The sequence below is a fragment of the Lentzea sokolovensis genome, assembly GCF_033949975.1.
In the GTDB taxonomy this organism is placed as follows: domain Bacteria; phylum Actinomycetota; class Actinomycetes; order Mycobacteriales; family Pseudonocardiaceae; genus Lentzea; species Lentzea sokolovensis.
Genome location: NZ_JAXAVU010000016.1, coordinates 87,908 through 105,780, shown reverse-complemented (window position 1 = coordinate 105,780; position 17,873 = coordinate 87,908). Strand labels below are relative to the sequence as shown.

General features: G+C 68.6%; 17 protein-coding genes. 10 read left to right on the top strand and 7 right to left on the bottom strand.

Features of this window, described 5'->3' with window-relative positions; genetic code table 11:
* Window positions 1–33 precede the first annotated feature (33 nt).
* Entirely contained in the window at window positions 34–3,900 is a 3,867-nt protein-coding gene (gene hrpA, locus SK854_RS40685) for an ATP-dependent RNA helicase HrpA (protein ID WP_319980480.1), read from the bottom strand.
* Between the two features lie 75 nt (window positions 3,901–3,975).
* On the opposite strand from hrpA, the gene SK854_RS40680 reads away from it, so the two are divergent.
* From SK854_RS40680 to SK854_RS40670, 3 genes are all read left to right on the top strand, one after another.
* Entirely contained in the window at window positions 3,976–4,551 is a 576-nt protein-coding gene (locus tag SK854_RS40680) for a DUF4240 domain-containing protein (RefSeq protein WP_319980479.1), read from the top strand.
* A 147-nt stretch (window positions 4,552–4,698) separates the two neighbouring features.
* Entirely contained in the window at window positions 4,699–5,253 is a 555-nt protein-coding gene (locus SK854_RS40675) for a DUF4240 domain-containing protein (protein WP_319980478.1), read from the top strand.
* Window positions 5,253–5,591: a type 1 periplasmic-binding domain-containing protein gene (locus SK854_RS40670; RefSeq protein ID WP_319980477.1), complete on the top strand. Its 339-nt coding sequence runs from the start codon at window positions 5,253–5,255 to the stop codon at window positions 5,589–5,591. Before SK854_RS40675 ends, SK854_RS40670 begins: the two co-directional genes overlap by 1 nt.
* Here SK854_RS40670 and add read toward each other — a convergent pair.
* Both add and SK854_RS40660 read right to left on the bottom strand, forming a co-directional pair.
* Complete coding sequence (gene add / locus SK854_RS40665; protein WP_319980476.1) at window positions 5,507–6,535, bottom strand: adenosine deaminase; 1,029 nt, start codon at window positions 6,533–6,535, stop codon at window positions 5,507–5,509. The genes SK854_RS40670 and add overlap by 85 nt on opposite strands.
* A gap of 42 nt (window positions 6,536–6,577) precedes the next feature.
* Window positions 6,578–7,285, bottom strand: coding sequence for an alpha/beta fold hydrolase (locus tag SK854_RS40660; protein ID WP_319980475.1), 708 nt, complete (start codon window positions 7,283–7,285; stop codon window positions 6,578–6,580).
* A gap of 221 nt (window positions 7,286–7,506) precedes the next feature.
* On the opposite strand from SK854_RS40660, the gene SK854_RS40655 reads away from it, so the two are divergent.
* The 4 genes from SK854_RS40655 (at window position 7,507) to SK854_RS40640 (ending at window position 11,978) form a co-directional block, all read left to right on the top strand.
* On the top strand, window positions 7,507–7,878 hold the full coding sequence (locus SK854_RS40655) for a DUF4180 domain-containing protein (RefSeq protein WP_319980474.1): 372 nt from the start codon (window positions 7,507–7,509) through the stop codon (window positions 7,876–7,878).
* 52 nt (window positions 7,879–7,930) lie between these two features.
* Window positions 7,931–8,977 (top strand): threonine aldolase family protein, encoded by a 1,047-nt coding sequence (locus SK854_RS40650; RefSeq protein WP_319980473.1) that lies wholly within the window; start codon window positions 7,931–7,933, stop codon window positions 8,975–8,977.
* Entirely contained in the window at window positions 8,974–10,092 is a 1,119-nt protein-coding gene (locus tag SK854_RS40645; protein WP_319980472.1) for a site-specific integrase, read from the top strand. Before SK854_RS40650 ends, SK854_RS40645 begins: the two co-directional genes overlap by 4 nt.
* Before the next feature lie 365 nt (window positions 10,093–10,457).
* The gene (locus SK854_RS40640; RefSeq protein WP_319980471.1) at window positions 10,458–11,978 is read left to right on the top strand and encodes a M4 family metallopeptidase; all 1,521 of its coding nucleotides are present in this window, start codon (window positions 10,458–10,460) and stop codon (window positions 11,976–11,978) included.
* Window positions 11,979–12,059: 81 nt separating this feature from the next.
* On the opposite strand, the gene SK854_RS40635 is transcribed toward SK854_RS40640, so the two are convergent.
* Window positions 12,060–12,509 carry a YybH family protein gene (locus SK854_RS40635; protein ID WP_319980470.1) on the bottom strand — a complete coding sequence of 150 codons (450 nt, stop codon included), beginning with the start codon at window positions 12,507–12,509 and terminating at the stop codon, window positions 12,060–12,062.
* A gap of 115 nt (window positions 12,510–12,624) precedes the next feature.
* On the opposite strand from SK854_RS40635, the gene SK854_RS40630 reads away from it, so the two are divergent.
* Together SK854_RS40630 and SK854_RS40625 are read left to right on the top strand one after the other, a co-directional pair.
* Complete coding sequence (locus SK854_RS40630) at window positions 12,625–12,999, top strand: YciI family protein (protein WP_319980469.1); 375 nt, start codon at window positions 12,625–12,627, stop codon at window positions 12,997–12,999.
* Window positions 12,996–14,174: an RNA polymerase sigma factor gene (locus SK854_RS40625; protein WP_319980468.1), complete on the top strand. Its 1,179-nt coding sequence runs from the start codon at window positions 12,996–12,998 to the stop codon at window positions 14,172–14,174. The genes SK854_RS40630 and SK854_RS40625 overlap by 4 nt, the downstream gene beginning before the upstream one ends.
* Here SK854_RS40625 and SK854_RS40620 read toward each other — a convergent pair.
* Genes SK854_RS40620 through SK854_RS40610 form a run of 3 tightly spaced genes read right to left on the bottom strand, consistent with a single transcriptional unit; the run spans window position 14,146 to window position 16,722 of the window.
* Entirely contained in the window at window positions 14,146–14,838 is a 693-nt protein-coding gene (locus SK854_RS40620; protein ID WP_319980467.1) for a histidine phosphatase family protein, read from the bottom strand. The genes SK854_RS40625 and SK854_RS40620 overlap by 29 nt on opposite strands.
* Window positions 14,839–14,848: 10 nt before the next feature.
* Window positions 14,849–15,676 (bottom strand): undecaprenyl-diphosphate phosphatase, encoded by an 828-nt coding sequence (locus SK854_RS40615; RefSeq protein WP_319980466.1) that lies wholly within the window; start codon window positions 15,674–15,676, stop codon window positions 14,849–14,851.
* On the bottom strand, window positions 15,673–16,722 hold the full coding sequence (locus SK854_RS40610; RefSeq protein ID WP_319980465.1) for an LLM class F420-dependent oxidoreductase: 1,050 nt from the start codon (window positions 16,720–16,722) through the stop codon (window positions 15,673–15,675). The genes SK854_RS40615 and SK854_RS40610 overlap by 4 nt, the downstream gene beginning before the upstream one ends.
* 72 nt (window positions 16,723–16,794) lie before the next feature.
* Between SK854_RS40610 and SK854_RS40605 the strand changes: the two genes are divergently transcribed.
* A complete protein-coding gene (locus SK854_RS40605) occupies window positions 16,795–17,760 on the top strand; it encodes an aldo/keto reductase (RefSeq protein WP_319980464.1) in 966 nt (321 codons plus the stop codon).
* Window positions 17,761–17,873: the final 113 nt, after the last annotated feature.

Sequence of the window (17,873 nt, the reverse complement as noted above, 5' to 3'; positions counted from 1 at the left end):
CCCAGGAAAGTGCATGTTCCACGGTAGCGAGGTCTACAAGGGCACGGCGTCGAGTGCTTTGTAGATGCGTTTGTCGCTGACGCTGTAGCGGGTGGGGATGGTCTGGGCGAAGTAGGACAGGCGCAGTTCCTCGATCATCCAGCGGATCTCGTCGAGTTCGGGCGCGGGTTCGTCGGCCGGGGTCTGCGCGCGCAGTTCCCGGTATTCGGCGTGGACCTGGTGGATCTTGTCGGTCCAGTCGAGGTCGCGCCGCGGGTTCTCGGGCAGTTTCTCGATGCGCCGCGCGATGCCCTTCAGATAACGGACGAGGTCGGGCAGCCGGTCGTAGCCGGTGTGGGTGACGAATCCCTTGTACACCAGCGAGTTGAGGTGTGCGCGGATGTCGGCGGCCGAGTCCGGGGCGCCCTTGAGTCCGGTCAGTGCCAGTTCGGCCTGGTGGGCGGCTTCGAGGACCTTGCGGACCTCCTGCACGACGACCCACGTGGTGTCGTTGAGCGCGGCCTGGACCTTCTTCAGTTGCGCCGCATAGGACTTGGCGTTCCACGCGGGGTCGCCCATGAGCCGGTCGACGGCGGCCATGATGCAGTCCGACAGCAGCGCGGCGACGCTGCCGTGGGGGTTGCGGGTCAGCGCGAGTTTGGCGGCGTTGTCGAGGTGGCGCTGCAGGTGTTTGACGGGCGAGTTGACGCCGAGCAGCAGGAGTCTGCGCACGCCGCGGCGGTGGGCGTAGGCCTGCCGGCCGGGGGTGTCGAGGACCTTGATCGCGACGGTCTCGCCCTGGTCGAGCAGCGACGGGTAGGCGGTGACGGTGATGCCGGACTGCCGTTGCTCGATGGTCTGCGGCAGGGCGTCGAAGTCCCACGTGGTCAGGCCGGTGCGTTCGAGGTGGCCGGCGGCCTGGCTCAGTGATTCGCGGACCTCGTCGCGCAGTTTCTCCTTCAGTGCCGCGATGTCCTTGCCTTCGGCGAGGGTGCGGTTCTGGTCGTCGACGACCTGGAAGGTGAGCTTGAGGTGGTCGGGGACGGCGTCGAACTGCCAGTCCTCGCGCTGCACGGTCACGCCGGTCAACGCCCGCAGTTCCCGTTCGACGCCGCTGAGCAGGCTGGTGTCCTTGGGGTTGATGCGCGCGAGGACGGCGGTGGCGACGTCGGGGACGGGCACGAAGTTGCGGCGGATCGGCTTGGGCAGCGACCGGATGAGCGCGACGACGAGGTCGTGTCGCAGGCCGGGGATCTGCCAGGAGAACGCGTCGTCGTCCAGGGCGGTGAGCGCGGGCAGCGGCAGCTGGACGGTGACGCCGTCGTTCTTGGTGCCCGGCTCGAAGTGGTAGCTCAAGGGCAGCGTGAGCTCGCCCTGGCGCCACTGGTCGGGGTAGGCGTCGGGGGTGACGTCGGCACGCTCGTTGACGAGCATGTCCTTGGTGAAGGTCAGCAGGTTCTTGTCCTTCTGCTTCTTCCACCACGAGTCGAAGTGCCGCGCGGACACGACCTCCGGGGCGACGCGCTTGTCGTAGAACTCGTACAGCGTCTCCTCGTCCACGACGATGTCGCGGCGCCGTGCGCGGTTCTCCAGTTCGCCGACTTCGTCGAGCATCGCGCGGTTGGTGTGGAAGAACCGGTGGTGCGTGGTCCACTCCCCTTGCACGAGCGCGTGGCGGATGAACAGCTCACGCGAGAGTTCGGGGTCGATGCGGCCGTAGTTGACCTTGCGGCCGGCGACGATCGGCACCCCGTACAGCGTGACCTTCTCCAGCGCGACGACCGATCCGCGTTTGGTCTCCCAGTGCGGTTCGGAGTACTGGCGTTTGACCACGTGCTCGCCGAGGCGTTCGGCCCATTCGGGTTCGATCCTGGCGACGATGCGGCCCCACAGGCGGCTGGTCTCGACGAGTTCGGCGGCCATCACCCACTGCGGTGGTTTCTTGGCCAGCGCGGAGCCGGGGAAGATCGCGAACTTGGCGTTGCGGGCGCCGAGGAACTCCGTGAGCGGACGTCGTTTCTCGCCTGGTGCCTGCTTTTTGAGGATGTCCTTGACGCCGATGTGGCTGAGCAGTCCGGACAGCAGCGCGATGTGGATGTTGCGCGGGTCGCCGGGCTGGTCGTTGACGTGCATGCCGATCTGCTTGGCGACCTGGCGCAGTTGCAGGTAGATGTCCTGCCACTCGCGCACGCGCAGGTAGTTGAGGAACTCGGCCTTGCAGCGCTTGCGGAACTGGTTGCCGCTCAGTTCCTTCTGCTGCTCCTTGAGGTACTCCCACAGGTTGAGGAACGTCGTGAAGTCGGATTCCTTGTCAACGAACCTCGCGTGTTGCTGGGTGGCGGCTTCCTGCTGGTCCGCGGGCCGTTCGCGCGGGTCCTGGATGGACAGTGCCGCGGCGATGATCATGACCTCTTTGAGGCAGCCGGTGGTGTCGGCCTCCAGGACCATGCGGCCCAGGCGGGGGTCGACGGGCAGGGCGGCGAGTTTGCGGCCGGTCGGGGTGAGCTTCTTCTCGGCGGCGTTGATGGCGCCGAGCTCCTGCAGCAGGCCGATGCCGTCGTTGATGTTGCGGGAGTCGGGCGGGTCGATGAACGGGAACGCGGCGACGTCGCCGAGGCCGATGTTGGTCATCTGCAGGATGACGCTGGCGAGGTTGGTGCGCAGGATCTCCGCGTCGGTGAACTCGGGGCGGGCCTCGAAGTCCTCTTCGGAGTACAGGCGGATGCAGATGCCTTCGCTGACGCGGCCGCAGCGGCCCTTGCGCTGGTTGGCCGACGCCTGGCTGATGGGTTCGATCGGCAGGCGCTGGACCTTGAGGCGGTGGCTGTAGCGGGAGATGCGGGCGTTGCCGGGGTCGACGACGTACTTGATGCCGGGCACGGTGAGGCTGGTCTCGGCCACGTTGGTGGCGAGCACGACGCGGCGGCCGGTGTGGCGTTGGAACACGCGGTGCTGCTCGCCCACGGACAGGCGGGCGTAGAGCGGGAGGATCTCGGTGTTGCGGAGGTCTTCGGCTTTGAGGGCTTCGGCGGTGTCGCGGATCTCGCGTTCGCCGGACAGGAACACCAGGACGTCGCCGGGGCCTTCGGCCTGCAGTTCGCGGACGGCGTTGAGGATGCCCTGGGTCTGGTCGTCGTCCTCCTCCAGCGGCCGGTAGCGGGTCTCGACGGGGTAGGTGCGGCCGGAGACCTCGATGACCGGGGCGTTCTCGAAGTGCGCGCTGAAGCGTTGCGGGTCGATGGTCGCCGAGGTGATGACGACCTTGAGGTCGGGGCGCTGCGGCAGGAGCTGTTTGAGGTAGCCGAGCAGGAAGTCGACGTTGAGGCTGCGTTCGTGGGCCTCGTCGATGATGATCGTGTCGTACCTGCTCAGCGTCCTGTCGGTCTGGATCTCGGCGAGCAGGATGCCGTCGGTCATGAGCTTGACCAGCGTGTCGTCGCCGGACTGGTCGGTGAAGCGGACCTTGTAGCCGATGGTGTCGCCGAGCTTGGTGCCGAGCTCCTCGGCGACGCGTTCGGCGACGGTGCGGGCGGCGATCCTTCTCGGCTGGGTGTGGCCGATCTGGCCGATGACACCGCGCCCCAGTTCCAGGCAGATCTTGGGCAGCTGCGTGGTCTTACCGGATCCGGTCTCGCCCGCGACGATCACGACCTGGTGGTGCGCGATCAGCTCTTTGATCTCGTCCTTGTGCTGGCTGACCGGTAGCTCGGCGGGATAGGTGATCTTGGGAACGGACTCCCGGCGCAGCGCGACCTTGAGCGCGGCCTCGTCGATCTGGGCGGCGATCTCCTCGGTGATCTTGCGGCGCGCCAGCGGGTCCTTGACCTTGCGTGCGCCGTCGAGGCGCCTGGCGAGTCGGCGTTGATCACGCGGCATGAGCTCGGGCAGGCGTTTGTGCAGTTCAGCGTGCGGGGTGTCCATTTGGTGTCAAGGATAGTGGGGAGCTCCGATTCGCTCGCGTCAATAACTGTCAGACCCCGCCGCTAGCGTTGCCGCATGGACGCAGGGGGCTTCTGGAAGCTGGTCGATCACGCCGTTGCCGCTACCGCTGACCTGGAACAACGGCGGGAGTGGCTGTCCGGGCGGCTGGCTTTGCTGCCGGCGGGTGAGATCGCCGACTTCGCGGTGCGGCTCGACGAGCAGCGCGTCCGGGTGGACACGTGGGCGCACTGGCAGGCGGCCACGCTGATCTGTTCCGGGCTGTGTTCCGGTGACGGGTTCTTCTACTTCCAGGCGTGGCTGATCGGCCAGGGGCGGTCGGTGTTCGAGTCGGTGGCGGCGTCGCCGGACGCGCTGGCCGATCTGCCCGCGGTGGCGCGGCTGGCGGCGCTGGGGCCCGTGGACGGCTGGTCCGACGAGGACTGGCCGGAGTGGGAGGTGCTGTACCGGGTGCCGGACGCGGCGTTCGAGGCCGTGTACGCCGGAGACCTGGACGACCTGCTGGCCTCGCGCGGGCAGGCGCGGGCGTTCGACGTGTCGCCGGGCGGTGAGGACGTGGAGATGGAGGATCCGGTGGACATCGCGCGCCGGATTCCGCGGCTGTGGGCGTTGTTCGGGAAAGTGGCTCGATAGCCCCTGGGGTCTGCCGGTCCCTCCATGCCGTCCGTGATGCCGCTCCCCTGGTCGCTCCGTCCTACCCGTATGACCTCGCAGGGCTTCTGACCTGGCCTGATGTCGGGGCTTCAAAAATTGTCAGACCCCCTCGCTAGCGTTTCGGGCATGGACCTCAACGCGTTCTGGGGCCTGGTGGAGTCCTCCGCTGCGGGGGCCTCGGACCAGGACGATCGGCTGGAGCGGCTCACGGCCGCGCTGGCAGCGTTGCCTGCCGGCGAGGTGGTGGAGTTCGCGGTGCGCCTGGACGAGGTGCGTCGCCGGGTGGACACGTGGGCGCACTGGCACGCGGCGGACGTGATCTGCGGCGGGTTGTGCTCGGACGACGGGTTCTTCTACTTCCAGGCGTGGCTGGTGGGTCAGGGCCGGGCGGTGTTCGAGGCGGTGGCCTCGTCGCCGGACGCGCTGGCCGATCTGCCGCACGTGCGGTTGCTGGCGTCGCGTGGCGGCGTGCACGCGTGGGCGGATGAGGACTGGCCGGACTGGGAGGGTCTCGACTACGTGGCGGCCGAGGCGTTCGACGGTGATCTGGAGGCGGTGGTGGCCTCACGTGGGCTGCTGGTGTCGCCGGATCCGGCAGGTGAGCAGTGGGATTTCGCTGATCCGGCGGAGATCTCCGCGCGGATCCCGCGGTTGGGTGCGTTGTTCGGGAAGGTGGCGTGATGGCCGTGCCGGTCGAGGTGCCGGTCGACGTGGTGGTGTGGCGGGCTCCTGGTCCGGCGTCCTTCGCGGAGGCGGCGGCCCGGTATGCGGAGTTGCGGTCCTCGCCGCTGGGCGCGTTCGAGCCCGCGGTGGCGGCGTTCGTGCGGGAGTTGCGGCGGACCTCGCCTGATCCCTCCTCCCCCGTGTCGTGGGAGGAGGCGCTGACGGTGGGGGTGGACGCGGTGATCGTGCACGTGGTGTGGCCGGGGCAGCGTCAGGTGCTGGATCTGGTGGCGTTGCTGGCGTCGCGCCACGGGCTGGTGTGTTTCGAGCCTGCTCGCCAGGCGGCGATGTCCTGACGCAGCGCGGTCTTCGTGTCCGCGGGGGCGAAGGAGGCGTCGACGGCGTTGGTGGCGATGCGCGCGAGAGCGTCGTCGTCGAAGCCGAGGTGCTCGCGCAGCAGCCGGTATTCGTCGGTGAGCGTGGTGCCGGTGGATGCGGGGATGTCGGTGCTGAGCGTGACGGTCAGGCCGGCGTCGATGAGCAGTGGCAGCGGATGAGAGGAGAGCGAGTCGACCAGTCCCAGTGCGACGTTGGACGACGGGCAGGCTTCGAGCGGTATGGCGCGGTCCCGCAGCAGCGCGACGACGTCCGGGTCGTCGAGTGCGCGGAACCCGTGGCCGATCCGGTCGGCGAGTCCTACGGTGACGGCTTCGGCGACGCTCGCCGCTCCGCAGCACTCCCCGGCGTGGTGCACGAGCCCGATCCCGGCTTCGCGCGCGGCGCGGAACACGGCGGTGAACGGGGTGAGCGGGTGGTCTTCCGCTCCGGCCATCCCGATCGCGACGACCCGCGGGTGCGTGGTCGCGAGACGGAGCGAGTCCTGAAACCGCGCGACTGACCGCTTTCTGGGGTGGTCCACGATCACACGGCATTCGATGCCGTGGGCGGCCTGTCCTGCGGCGAGCCCGGACAACACCGCTTCGAGCGGCATGTCCGGATCACCGAGGCGTTCTCCGTGCGCTGCCGCGGTGAACGTGACCTCGGCGTACCGGGTCCCCTGCGCTGCTTCCTCGGCGCAGAACTCGTACGCGATCCGGTGGAAGTCCTCGGCTCGCCGCAGGCAGTCCCGTACTGCCCCGTTGTGGGCGGCGAACTGCGTGAAGCCGTCGAACGATCCGGCCTGCACGGCGGGCACGTCGACGCCGTGGCGCTCGGCGAGTTCGGCGAGGGTGTCCGGGCGCACGGTGCTTTCCAGGTGCACGTGCAGGTGGGCCTTGGGCAACGTCGCGAGATCACGCATGTGGTGCGACGCTACCCAGACCCGTCCGCGGGCGCCCGGGATTTATCCGGCGAGGAGCGTGACCGCGCCGGCGAGTTCGTGCTCGGGGACTTCGCCGTGGCCTCCGGGGTTGGCGTGCAGGGACTTCTGGCGGGTGGCGAAGGCGTCGAACAGCGCGAGGCCGGCGTCGCGGGCGATGAGCTGGTCGTCCCACTGCAGCAGGAACCGCACGGACGCGGTGATCCTCGCCGCCGCTTCCGTCAGGGGTTCGGTGGCGCCGATGAGTCCGAACACGGCCGTGCGGACGCGGGGTTCGGCGGCGGCGAGCGGGATGCCGATGGCGGCGCCCATGGACACGCCCCAGAACCCGACGGACTCGCCGGTGGCGGGCAGGGCGTCGAGCACGGACCGCCATTCCGGGATCGCCCGTGCTGCTTGCAGGGCGTTGTACTCGGCGACGAGTGCGCCGGCGTCGTGTCCTGAGGTGATGCGGGAGCGGATCTCGGTGGCGAACCGCTCATCGTCGGTGGTGCGGGGCCGGTCGCCGTGGCCGGGCGCGTCGAGGGTGACGACGGCGAGTCCGGCGGCGGCGCACCGTGCCGCGCGGGCGGTGATGCCGGGGGCTCGTTTGTGCTGTCCGCCGCCGTGTGCGCTGAGCACGAGGCCGCTGGGGGTGCCGGCGGGGGTCCAGAGCACGCCGGGGACGCCGTCGTGGACGAAGTCGCGTGCGGTGGTGCCGTCGGCGGACGTGGTTTCGGAGGTGAAGCGCATGGCTGTCGGGCCTTTCGGGAGGGCTGCTGGAGCGTTCCCGTGGCGACGCGCGGACGGCGTCAGGCCGCAAGGGGGAGGGAACGCCCATCTGGGTTGACCGCGTTGATGGGACTCACCTCCTCGGGCCGATCGCGTGCGGTGACCCTAGCAAGTGGTGATCACCGGTCGCCCGCGATATTCGGCGCGACATCGGACGCGGGCCGCGACTAGGTTCCGGTGCCATGCCTGATGTTGTGCAGACGCGCCACGGCGCGACGGTGCTGATGTGCGCCGCGGACGGTCCCGCGATCACCGACGAGCAGTCCGCTGTGGACCTGATCGGCACGTTGTGGGGGCAGGACGTGCAGTGGCTGGTGTTGCCGGTGGCGCGGTTGTCACCGGACTTCCTCGTGTTGCGCACACGGGTGGCGGGCGCGGTGGTGCAGAAGTTCCAGCAGTACGGGTTCAAGGTCGTGGTGGTCGGGGACATCACCGAGCAGGTGGCGGCGAGCACGGCGTTGCGGGACTTCGTCCACGAGTCGAACCGGGGCCGTCAGTTGTGGTTCGTGGCGGACGAGGCCGAGCTGGACGCACGCTTGAGCGTGGCGGCCTGATCACGGCGAACGGAGTCTGTTGCCAGTAACTTGCAATAGGTAATGTCGGGTCATGGAGATCCGTCGTTCGCTGTCGCAGCACAGCGGTCCGCGCAAGTCGCCGTTCGAGCTCGTGCGCCGCCTGGCCGAGCGCGTCACGGCGGACACGCGGCCGGAGGATCCGGTGCGCGAGTTGGAGCACCGGGTCGCGGAGCTGCTGGGCAAGCCGCAGGCGTTGTTCTTCCCGTCGGGGACGATGGCGCAGCAGGTGGCGTTGCGGGTGCACGCGGACCGTTCGGGCTGGCGGGCGTTCGCGGGTCATCCGCAGACGCATCTGCACGTGTGGGAGAACCAGGGCTACAACGCGCTGCACGGCCTGCGGTTTCACCCCGTGGGTGACCGCAACGAGCTGTTCGGTCTCGATGATCTGGCAGCGGTGCACGAACCGCTCGCAGCAGTGGTGTTCGAGCTGCCGCAACGCGACATCGGCGGCGTGTTGCCCGCGTTCGGTGATCTGGCGGCGCAGACGGCGTGGGCGAGGCAGACGGGCGCGGCCGCGCACTGCGACGGTGCGCGGTTGTGGGAGGCGCAGACCGGGTACGACGCCACGTTCGCGGAGATCGGCGCGTTGTTCGACACGGTGTACGTGTCGCTCTACAAAGGACTCGAAGGCGTGCGGGGCGCGGTGCTGGCCGGGGACGCCGAGACGATCGGGCACGCGGGGGTGTGGCGGCGCCGGATGGGCGGGGCGATCGCGGACGCGTGGCCGCTGGCGGCGATCGCGTTGATGGGCATGGACGAGAACCTGCCGAGGATGGCGGAGTTCCGCGACCACGCGCGGGCCGTGGCCGAGGCGATCAACGCCGACGGGTTCGCGCACACCATCCCGGACGTGCCCGCCACTCCCCTGTTCCACGTCCACCTGCCGATGTCACGCCGCGACGCGCAACGGGCGGCGCAGAACCTGCTGGAGGAGACGGGGATCAAGCTGTTCCTGTACGCGCGGTCGAATCCGGATCCGCGCCGGTGCGCCTTCGAGGTGAGCGTCGGGATCAGTGGGCTGGACTTCGCGCCGCGCGAGGTCGCGGAGTTGATCAGAGGACTACCATCGCGGGTGTGAGCCTGCCCGAACCCGTCCAGCACGCGCTGGTCAGGGTGTCGCACTCGGTGCTGATCGACGCCGACGCGCTCGTGAGGGTGCGCGAACGGTTCGACGACGAGCAGGCGGCCTCGCTGAGCGGCTATCTGCGCAGCGCGCAGTCTCCGAACACGGTGCGCGCCTACCGGTCGGACTGGATCGCGTGGGCCGGCTGGTGTCAGGCGGAGGGCCGCCAGGCGTTGCCCGCGGACCCGCTGGACGTGGCGGTCTACCTGGCGGTCGCGGCGGACACGGTGAAACCGGACGGGTCACCGGCGTTCGGCGCCTCGACGCTGGAGCGCAAGTCGGCGGCGATCGCGGCCGTGCACGCGGCGAACGGGCTGCCCAGTCCCACACGCAGTGACGTGGTGCGGCTGACGTTGCGCGGTATCCGGCGCACCCGCAAAACACAGCCACGGCGGAAACGGCCGGTGTTGCTGGAGACGCTCGAAGCGCTGCTGGAAGAACGGCCCCAGGACGGCCCGGCGCGCGCGCGGGACGCGTTGCTGCTGCTGGTGGGCTTCGCGGGCGCGTTGCGGCGCAGTGAGCTGGCGCGGATCGAGTTCGAGGACGTCACGGTGGACGTGGATCCGCGCACGCACGAGCCGTTGCTGCTGATCCGGCTGGGCACGACGAAGACCGACCAGACGGGCAAGCACCAGCAGTCGGTGGTGCTGCCGCGCGGCAGCAGGCGGCCGACGTGCCCGGTGTGCGCGTTCGCGGACTGGGCCGACGTGCTCGACGGCCGCGAGATCACCGAGACAGGTCTGCACCGCTGCCACGGCTACCAGGCCGGCGGGCGCCGGGGTGCGGTGTTCCCGATCATCAACCGGCACGGCGGCATCGCGGACAAGGCGATGTCGGGGCGTGCGGTGGCCGAGCTGGTGAAGCGGTACGCGGTGCGGGCGGGGCTGGATCCGGCGTTGTTCGGCGGGCATTCGCTGCGGGCGGGGTTCGCGACGCAGGCGGCGCTGGGCGGGGCGAGCGACCGGGAGATCATGCGGCAGGGCCGGTGGACCAATCCGCGGACGGTGCACCGCTACATCCGCACGGCGAACCCGCTCGAGGACAACGCCGTGACCCGCCTCGGCCTGTGAGTTTGTGACCCAGGTCTCACGCTGCGTAGTTAACTGTAAACAAGATCCCCTCCGGTAGGGCTGCACCAATCGGAGCAGCGAGTTAGCCCAGCGGCTGGGTCGTACCGGGAAGTTTCCGTCGTGTTTCCACGCCGTTTGAGCTGCTCTTTTGTCCCGCCATTCGGACAAAAACCGGTGTCCTGACCAGCGCATCAGCTCAATTCATGAACCGATCTCGCATTCTGGGAGCGGCTGGTCGTATGCACTGAGAGCAATACGATCACCACGCCCGGTCATCGACGACGGCCGGGATGTTCCACGGTGATCGACCCGGCACCCCTGTAACGCCGGAGCGATCACTCCCTGCACCGGAACAAGGAGCGTTCATGAAGCGCAAAACCCTGGGCATCACCACCGCCCTGGTGGCCGGGGCGGCTCTGGCCGCCACGGGCACGCTGGGAGCCAACGCTGCACCGCAGCCGAGGAGCCTCACACAACAGGAAGCTCTGCACGCCGCGGCCGAGCAGGCGGGGACGATCTCCTCCGCCCTCGGCCTGGCCGGCGGCGAGCAGCTCGTGCCCCGTGACGTCGTGCGCGACGCCGACGGCACGCACCACCTCCGCTTCGACCGCACCCTCAACGGTCTGAAGGTCATCGGCGGCGACCTCGTCGTCGCCCAGAAGTCCGGCCAGGTCACGGGCGTGACCAAGGCGTCGGAGGCCACCCTCGCAGGCCTCGACACCTCTGCGCCCGCCACCGCGGCCGCCGGCGGCACGCTGGTCGTGTTCGCCCTCGACCACGCCCCCGTGCTCGCGTGGGAGACGGTCACGCACAGCGTCAAGGAAGACCAGACGCCCAGCGAACTGCACACCTTCACCGACGCCAAGACCGGCCAGACGCTGCTGACCTACGACGGCGTGCACCACGCCGAGGGCACCGGCCAGTCCACCTACACCGGCACCGTCGCCCTCAACACCACCCAGTCCGGCTCCACGTTCCAGCTCAAGGACCCGGCCCGCGGCAACCAGGCCGTCAACAACCTCAACAACGGCACGGGCACCGGCACCCTGTTCACCGACGCCGACAACAAGTGGGGCAACGGCACCTACACCGACAAGGCCACCGCGGGCGTCGACGCCGCCTTCGGTGCCGCGAAGACCTGGGACTACTACAAGAACGTCCACGGCCGCAGCGGCATCAAGAACAACGGCCAGGGCGCGCTGAGCAAGGTCCACTACGGCAACAACTACAGCAACGCCTTCTGGTCGGACTCCTGCTTCTGCATGACCTACGGCGACGGCGCCCAGAACCGCAACCCGCTGACCTCGATCGACGTCGCCGCCCACGAGATGTCGCACGGCGTCACCGCCTCGACCGCGGGCCTGGTCTACTCCGGTGAGTCCGGCGGCCTCAACGAGGCCACCAGCGACATCTTCGGCTCCACCACGGAGTTCTACGCCGCCAACACCACCGACGCCGGCGACTACCTGATCGGCGAGAAGATCAACATCCGCGGTGACGGCAAGCCGCTGCGCTACATGGACAAGCCCTCCAAGGACGGCAAGAGCCTCGACTACTGGTCCTCCACCGCGGGCAACGTCGACGTGCACTACTCCTCGGGCATCGCCAACCACTTCTTCTACCTGCTCTCCGAGGGCAGCGGCCAGAAGACCATCAACGGCGTCGCCTACGACTCCCCCACCACCGACGGCCAGCCCGTCACCGGCATCGGCCGCGACAAGGCCGAGAAGATCTGGTACCGCGCGCTGACCACCAAGTTCACCTCCAGCACCAAGTACGCCGCCGCCCGCACCGGCACCCTCGCGGCCACCGCCGACCTCTACGGCGCCTCGTCGCCCGAGTACGCGGCGGTCAACCGGGCCTGGGCCGCGGTGAACGTCAAGTAGCAGACCACTCCGCAAGAAGCGCCGAGGTCCGGACCGACCCCCTGCACGGTCCGGGCCTCGGCAAGGTCGTGTCCGCGCTGCTCAGGGCTCCAGATCGGTCGCCGCCAGGAACGAACCGTCCATGTGGAACGGCACCGACTGGTGCTCGTGCGTCACCAGCCACCGCCCGTCGCGGCGCCGCAACCCCACGGTCGTGCGCATCCACATCGAGAACCCCTCCGGGTAACCGACCGGCACCGCCGCCATCCGCGCCAGCCCGTGCACGAACGCCACGTCACCGGCCACCGCGACCTGCAAATCCCGGTGCTCGAGCGTGATCGGCCCGCTGAACCCGGCCATCCACCCCGCCAACGCCTCCGGATCACGAGCGTCCAGACCCGTGTTGCGCAACGGCGGCGCCAACGTGCACGTCACCGCGTCCTGCGCATACCGCGCCACGATCCGCGCGGGATCACGCAGCCGCATGCCCTCCTCCTGCTCGGTGAACACCGCGAGGATCACGACCTCGTCCTGCACCAGCGTGTGAGTCATCTCGAACTCCTCCGTCGAAAGTGGCTGACACACCGGTGTCGAGACACAGCCCGCGGTCTCGACATGGCGGTGAGAAGATTTTTCCGCCAGCCAGCCACGAGCCGGGAGGCCGCACGTGAAGTACCTGATCCTGATCTACAGCAACCCCCAGTCCCGGGCCGCGTGGGACAAGCTCACCGAAGAGCAGCAGATGAAGTTCGGCCAGGACCACTACGACCTGTCCGACAAACTCCGTGCCTCCGGCGAGCTCATCGTCAGCGAAGGCCTCCCCGGACCGGAGACCGGCAAGGGCGTGAGCATCCGAAACGGCGAGGTCGTCGTCACCGACGGACCGTTCGCCGAGGCCAAGGAGTACCTCGCCGGCTTCTACCTCGTCGAAGCGGACGACATCGAGCAGGTCATCGCCCACGCCGCCACCCTGCCCGACGCCCACAACGACGGCATCGAGATCCGGCCCGTCTGGGACCCCTCCATGCTGGACGGCATGTGAACCCTGAGGTGGAGGGCCTGCTGCGCACACTGGCGCCGCAGGTCCTCGGCGTCCTCGTGCGCCGCCACGGCCAGTTCGACGTCTGCGAGGACGCCGTGCAGGAAGCACTGCTCGGCGCCGCCCAGCAATGGCCGGCCGACGGCATCCCCGACAACCCCAAGGGCTGGCTCATCACCGCCGCCTCGAGACGGTGGATCGAGCAGTACCGCTCCGACACCGCACGCCGTCAGCGCGAGGACAAGGTCGTCGCCCTAACGCCCGCACCACCGGACCCGGTGCCCGCCCAGGACGACACGCTCACGCTCCTCGCGCTGTGCTGCCACGAGTCACTCACCACGGCCTCGCAGATCGCCCTGACGCTGCGCGCCGTCGGTGGTCTCACGACGGCGGAGATCGCACGCGCGTTTCTGGTGCCCGAGGCGACGGTCGCGCAGCGCATCAGCCGCGCCAAACAGAAGATCAAACAGTCGGGAGCGAAGTTCCGGCCACCCCAGGACCTCACCGCCGTCCTGCACGTGCTCTACCTGATCTTCACCGAAGGCTCCACCGCCAGCTCCGGCGACGACCTCGTCCGCGTCGACCTCACCGCCGAGGCACTCCGCCTGACCAGGCAACTCCACCGCAGAAGGCCCGACGACGGCGAACTCACCGGCCTGCTCGCCCTGATGCTGCTCACCGACGCACGCCGCCCCGCCCGCACCAACACCCACGGCACCCTGATCCCGCTCGCGGAACAGGACCGCACCCAGTGGGACACCACAGCCATCGCCGAAGGCACCGACCTGATCAGCACCGCGCTCAGGACCGCACAGATCGGCCCCTACCAGCTGCAGGCGGCCATCGCGGCCGTCCACGCCGACGCCAAAACCGCCGACGACACCGACTGGCACGAAATCCTCGGCCTCTACGACCTGCTCACCGTCACCGCACCCGGCCCGATGGTCTCACTCAATCGCATCGTCGCCGTCGCCATGGTCCACGGCCCGCACAAAGCGCTCGACGAACTGTCCACACTGGACCTCGACCACTACCGGGTGCACGCCGTACGAGCGCATCTCCTTGACCTGCAAGGAGAACACGACCAGGCACGACTGGAGTACGAGAAGGCCGCCAAACTCACCCTGAGCGCACCCGAACAGCGCTACCTCAGGTCCCGGTCGCGCCACCCACGGTAGCGTCCGACGACGGCTCCTCCTGCGGCGGCGCCACGGGCACCACACCCTTCAGGTCGCCACCGTTGTCGTTGGTCCGCAACACGAACGGCCGCGTCGTCGTGTACTGCACCACCGAGATCGAACACGGATCCACCACGATCCGCTGAAACCCGTCCAGGTGCACACCCAGAGCGTCCGCGAGAATCGACTTGATCACATCACCGTGCGAGCACAACACCCACACCGCACCAGGACCATGCTCCTCGGTGATCCGCGCATCATGCGCACGCACAGCCGCGACAGCGCGAGCCTGAACGTGCGCGAGCCCCTCACCCTCGGGAAACACCGCGGCGGACGGATGCTGCTGCACCACCGCCCACAGCGGCTCGTTCAGCAGATCCTTCAACGCCTTACCGGTCCACGCCCCGTAATCCACTTCGGACAGATCCGGCTCCGCCACCGCCTCCAGAGAGCGGTCCGCCAGCAACGGCGCCAGCGTCTCCTCGCACCGCTGCAAAGGAGACGACACCACCGCACTCACCGGAACGTCCTTCAACCGGCCGACCAACGCCGCGGCCTGAGCCTGCCCGCGCTCGTCCAAACCCACACCCAGCGAACGCCCGGCGAGCACACCGGAACCGTTGGCGGTCGAACGAGCGTGTCGAAGCAGGATCACCGTAGCCACGGCACCCACCTTAGATCGGCTGCAGCAACCCCATCGACAGCAGCCCCATCAGCACGAGCCCCAGCATCAACCGGTACCAGACGAAAGCCGAGTACGAATGCTTCGACACGTACTTCAACAACCACGCGATCGTCGCGTACCCCACCACGAACGCGATCAACGTCGCCACGATCATCTGCGGAACCGACGCCTGCACGCCCTCACCCGAACGCTCCAGAACGTCCGGAATGGAGAACAACCCCGCCCCGAACACCGCCGGAATCGCCAGCAGGAACGAGTACCGCGCCGCCGCCTCGCGCGTCAGCCCCAGGAACAAACCCGCCGTCAACGTGCCACCCGAACGAGAAACGCCCGGGATGAGCGCCAGCGCCTGCGCCAGCCCCATCCCGATCGCGTCCTTCATCCGCAACTCGTCCCGCTGCTGCTTGGCCATGTGATCCGCCAGCCCCAGCAGCAGACCGAACACCACCAGCATCGTCGCCGTGATCCACAGGTTCCGCGCCGACGTCCGGATCTCGTCCTTGAGCAGGTAACCGAGAACAGAGATCGGCACGGAACCGATGATCACGTACCAGGCGAGCCGGTAGTCCTTCTCCTTGCGCGCCTCCGCGGAGAAGAGGCCGCGGAACCAGGCGCTGATGAAGCGCCCGATGTCCTTGGCGAAGTAGATCAGCACCGCCACCTCGGTACCCAACTGGATCACCGCGGTGAACGAAGCGCCCGCGTCGTTGCCGAAGAACAGCGTCGACGTGATGCGCAGGTGCGCACTGCTGGAAATCGGCAGGAATTCCGTCAGTCCTTGGACCAGTCCGAGGACCAGAGCCTGCAACCAGCTCAACTACCCACTCCTGCCAGATCCAAAGCCTCGGCCGCGGTCCGAAGACCCGCGATCCCCTGCTCCAGATCTTGCAGCATCGGCGAAACGGACAGCGTGGTGACCCCCGCGGCAGCGAGCGCCTTCATCTTGTCTGCTATGCGCTCCTTCGGGCCCAGCAACGACGTCGCGTCCAGGAACTCCAGCGGAATCGCCGCCATCGCCCCCGCGTAGTCACGCGACAGGTACTTCTCCTGGATCTCCTCGGCCTGAGCCGGGAAACCCATGCGCACCATCAGGTTGTTGTAGAAGTTCTGCTTCCGCGAACCCATACCGCCCACGTACAACGCCGTGTACGCCCGAACCGGGTCCGCACACGCCTTCCAGTCCTCACCGACGATCAGAGGAACGGTCGGAACGACGTCGAAACCGTCCATCGTCAGCCCGGCCTTCTCCCGCCCGGCCTTCACCGACGCCAGCGACTCCGCCGAGTACTCCGGCGAGAAGAAGATCGCCAGCCACCCGTCCGCGATCTCGCCCGTCAGCTCCAGGTTCTTCGGGCCGACCGCAGCCAGGTAGATCGGAATCTTCTCCCGCACCGGGTGGACGGTCAGCTGCAGCGCCTTACCGGGACCGTCAGGAAGCGGGAGCGTGTAGTGCTCACCCTCATAACGCAGCTTCTCCCGAGACAGCGCCTTCTTCACGATCTCCACGTACTCACGCGTGCGCGCCAACGGCTTGTCGAACCGCACACCGTGCCAGCCCTCCGACACCTGCGGACCCGACACACCAAGACCCATCCGGAACCGCCCACCGGACAACGTGTCCAAAGTGGCCCCGGTCATCGCGGCCATCGCCGGCGTCCGCGCCGGAATCTGGAAGATCGCGCTACCGACGTCGATGCGTTCGGTCTGCGCGGCCACCCACGCGAGCACCGTCGGCGCGTCGGATCCGTAGGCCTCCGCGGCCCACACCACCGAAAAACCGAGTCGGTCGGCCTCTTTGGCCAGCTCAAGGTTCGCGGCGTCGTTGCCGGCGCCCCAATATCCGAGGTTCAGTCCGAGCTTCACACGGCGAGACCCTACCGGTCAGTAACACCGATTGCCAGGCTCAGCCGATGATCACCCCTTAGCATCGCGCACGTGGAACAGCGATACCTCGGCCGCAGCGGCCTCCGCGTCTCCAGGACCGCACTGGGCACGATGACGTGGGGCCGCGACACCGACGCGGACGAGGCCGCCACCCAGCTCATGGCCTTCGCCGACGCCGGCGGCACCCTCGTCGACACCGCCGACGTCTACTCAGAAGGCGAAGCCGAACGCCTCCTCGGCACCCTCCTCGACGAAGTCGTCCCCCGCGACGAACTCGTCCTCGCCACCAAAGCCGTCGCCCGCCGCACCGAAGGCCCCTTCGGCGGAGGCGCCTCCCGCGGCGCACTCCTGTCCGCCCTCGACGGCTCCCTGCGCCGCATCGGCGTCGACCACATCGACCTCTGGCAACTCCACGCCTGGGACGCCGGCGTCCCCATCGAGGAATCACTCTCCGCCCTCGACCACGCCATCTCCTCCGGCAAAGTCCGCTACGCCGGCATCTCCAACTACAGCGGCTGGCAACTCGCCACCGCCGCCCTCACCCCCACCACGTTCCCCCTGATCTCCACCCAGGTCGAGTACTCCCTGCTCGAACGCGGCATCGAACGCGAAGTCGCCCCCGCCGCCCGGCACCACGGACTCGGCCTCCTGCCGTGGGCCCCCCTCGGCCGCGGAGTCCTCACCGGCAAGTACCGCAACGGCACGCCACCGGACTCCCGCGGCGCGTCCGCGCACTTCGCGGGCTACGTCGAGCAGCACCGCAACGAACGCGCCGCCCGGATCGTGCAGGCCGTCTCCACCGCCGCCGAAGGCCTCGGCACCTCCGCGCTGTGCGTCGCCCTGGCCTGGGTCCGCGACCGGCCCGGCGTGATCTCCCCCGTGGTCGGCGCCCGCGACACGAACCAGCTCATCGCCTCACTCGAAGCCGAAGAGCTCACCCTGCCGCCGGCGATCAGGGCCGCACTGGACGACGTCAGCGCGATCGAACTCGGCTATCCCGAACGCCCCATGCCCTGACCCCTTCTTTCATCAGCTTGTCTGTGGTCCGGACTCGGTCCGGGACTGGTGAACCGTTGAACATTGATTTTGGTCCACACTGAAGCAATAGAGATTACTGCCAGACCGAACCG